Below are 2,693 nucleotides of genomic sequence, written 5' to 3' on the forward strand. Positions count from 1 at the left end.
CGATGGTAGTGTGGGGTTTCCCCATGTGAGAGTAGGTCATCGTCAAGATTAAATTCCGAAACCCCAATTGCGAAAGCAGTTGGGGTTTTGTTTTGTCCGCAGGAAATGTGTCTGCTTGATTTCTATGCAACTGCCCGGGGCATGGCTATTATTCGAGCCTCATTGTGAGGCGAGACCTGCATGTTGACGTTGTTGAATCTTCTGAAGGATGGCCGATTCCATTCTGGTCAGGACCTTGGCGCTGCCCTGGGAATTAGTCGAAGTGCGGTATGGAAGCAGCTTCAGCACCTTGAAGCTGAGCTTGGACTGTCCATCCACAAAGTTCGGGGGCGTGGCTATCAGTTGGCTGCTCCACTGGCGTTGCTCGATCCTCTTAAGTTTGGGGGAATGAAGGCAGTCTGGCCAGTCACAGTCCTGGACTCTACCGACTCCACTAACGCTGAGGCATTGCGCGGCATCGGCTTGGGGCAGCCCGCTCCATTTTTGGTGCTTGCCGAGCGACAAACTTCCGGGCGCGGGCGCAGGGGGCGCAAGTGGGTTAGTCCGTTTGCCGAAAACCTTTATTACAGTCTCGTTCTGCGGATTGATGGAGGTATGCGCCAGCTTGAGGGGCTGAGTCTTGTTGTTGGGCTGGCAGTCTTGCAAACCCTACGAAAGCTGGGAGTGTCTGGCGTTGGCTTGAAGTGGCCCAACGATGTTCTGGTGGGCAGCAAGAAAATCGCCGGCATTCTGCTAGAGCTCGTTGGGGATCCGGCTGATGTCTGCCATGTGGTCCTGGGTATAGGTATTAACGTGAATATGCAGCTTGCCGAAGAGGTTGATCAGCAATGGACGTCCATGCGGCTTGAGTCTGGTAAAAGCTATGATCGCAATGTTCTCGCAGCTGAGTTGAGCGAGCAGTTGCAGGCATACATACAGCGTCAACAAACGGGTGGTTTCTCAGTTCTCCAGGCAGAGTGGGAAGAAAATCATTTGTGGCAGGAGCGATCGGTATCCTTGATTGCAGGTGTCAGTCAAATAGATGGAGTAGTGCTCGGAATTGATAACCAAGGTGCGCTGCGGTTAAAGGTGAATGGCGTGGAAAAGGTCTTTAGCGGTGGCGAGCTCAGTCTGAGGTTGCGTGATGATTCTTGAGCTCGACTGCGGAAACAGCTTTATAAAATGGCGAGTTCTGAATAGAGCTGAGGCTGTTGCTTTTGTCGCGGAGGGCGTGGTTGATTCTGACCTGGCGCTTTGCGAAGGCCTGCGCGCGGTTAGTGGGCTGTCGCTAACCAGGTGTCGCCTAGTGAGTGTTCGCACTGCCGCGGAAACGGACACCTTAATTGAAATGCTCGAGCGAGACTTCGATGTTTCGGTCGTCTGTGCGAAACCTGCTCGTGAAATGTCTGGTGTAAGAAACGGTTATGAAGATTACGAGCGTCTAGGTCTAGATCGCTGGTTGGCGATGCTTGGTGGCTTTCATCTGGCTAAAGGCCCATGTCTCGTTCTGGATTTTGGCACGGCTGTGACGGCCGACTTTATCGCGATAGATGGGGGGCATCTTGGTGGCTTCATTTGTCCTGGTATGCCGTTGATGCGCAATCAGTTGCGCACCCATACTCGAAAAATTCGCTATGACGACCTTGCCGCTGAGCGTGCGTTAACAAGCCAGGCTCCGGGGCGAAGTACTGTTGAGGCGGTGGAGCGTGGATGCTCGCTTATGTTGAAGGGGTTCGTGCTTACCCAGCTGGAAATGGCGCGATCCTATTGGGGGGAGGGCTTTACTGTGTTTATTACAGGTGGCGATGCGGATCTGGTTGCAGACGTGGCGCCTGGAGCCAGGTTTGTTCCCGATCTGGTATTCGTAGGTTTGGCTGTGGCATGTCCTTTGTCTTGAGGTATGTATGCGTTGGTTGTTCCTGCTGCTTCTTGTTCTCAATGTTTTCTATTACGTCTGGCATCAACAGGAAGCTCCATTGCGGGCAAAGGATGTAACACCGCTGAGTTTGTATAAAGGTTCGCAGCAGGATATTCGCCTTCTGAGTGAAGGTGGAGGGGCTTCCGGGGAGAGATCTGGTCCGCAGCGAACTGAAAGTCAGTGCCTTTATTTGGGTGGTTTTACTCGTCAGGAGATGGCTGTGGCGCTGGGGCTGCGTTTGAATCAAATGGACATCAAGGCTCAGCCATCGCTTGATGGTGCTCCTGCGTTGGGTTTTTGGTTGCGTATCGCACCTGAAAGCCAGCGATTGTTGGGTGATGCGCAGTTGGAAAACCTTTCCAATGAATTCAATGAGTTAAAACATAAAATAATGCGGTGCGGGGGGGTTGCACCTGCTGAATAGTTTGCATAGAATGGCGCCCGCTCCGCAGTGAAGACCTTTAAAGGTTGGTGCTGTAGTGTGATGTCAAAGCAGCTAACCTCAGGTTTTAAATGAGAAAAATGCTTGACAAGGGTTTGGCATAGTATAGAATGCCGGCCTGATTAGGAGGGGTTCCCGAGCGGCCAAAGGGATCAGACTGTAAATCTGACGTCTACGACTTCGAAGGTTCGAATCCTTCTCCCTCCACCAGATTTTAGCGTGAGCTGCAAGCTCTGCGGGTATAGTTTAGTGGTAGAACCTCAGCCTTCCTTGCTGATGTTGCGTGTTCGTTTGAGGGTAGTGTATGGAATTTTTGTGTTTGTGCTTGTTGTTTTGGTTTTTTTGCTTATTTTT

At 51.8% G+C, this 2,693-nt stretch carries 3 protein-coding genes and 1 tRNA gene; all 4 read left to right on the forward strand.

Going from position 1 to position 2,693, the window contains the following annotated elements; all coding sequences use genetic code 11:
• Positions 1-180 precede the first annotated feature (180 nt).
• The 4 genes from birA to ACIQVE_RS29435 all read left to right on the forward strand — a co-directional run bounded on the left by birA (position 181) and on the right by ACIQVE_RS29435 (position 2,549).
• Positions 181-1,134: a bifunctional biotin--[acetyl-CoA-carboxylase] ligase/biotin operon repressor BirA gene (birA, locus tag ACIQVE_RS29420; protein WP_402815444.1), complete on the forward strand. Its 954-nt coding sequence runs from the start codon at positions 181-183 to the stop codon at positions 1,132-1,134.
• On the forward strand, positions 1,124-1,876 hold the full coding sequence (locus ACIQVE_RS29425; protein ID WP_402815446.1) for a pantothenate kinase: 753 nt from the start codon (positions 1,124-1,126) through the stop codon (positions 1,874-1,876). The genes birA and ACIQVE_RS29425 overlap by 11 nt, the downstream gene beginning before the upstream one ends.
• A gap of 7 nt (positions 1,877-1,883) precedes the next feature.
• Complete coding sequence (locus tag ACIQVE_RS29430) at positions 1,884-2,321, forward strand: hypothetical protein (RefSeq protein WP_402815448.1); 438 nt, start codon at positions 1,884-1,886, stop codon at positions 2,319-2,321.
• Between the two features lie 143 nt (positions 2,322-2,464).
• Positions 2,465-2,549 (forward strand) — tRNA-Tyr (locus ACIQVE_RS29435).
• Positions 2,550-2,693 lie beyond the last annotated feature (144 nt).

The sequence above is a fragment of the Pseudomonas sp. NPDC098747 genome, assembly GCF_044760045.1.
Classification (GTDB): Bacteria; Pseudomonadota; Gammaproteobacteria; order Pseudomonadales; family Pseudomonadaceae; genus Aquipseudomonas.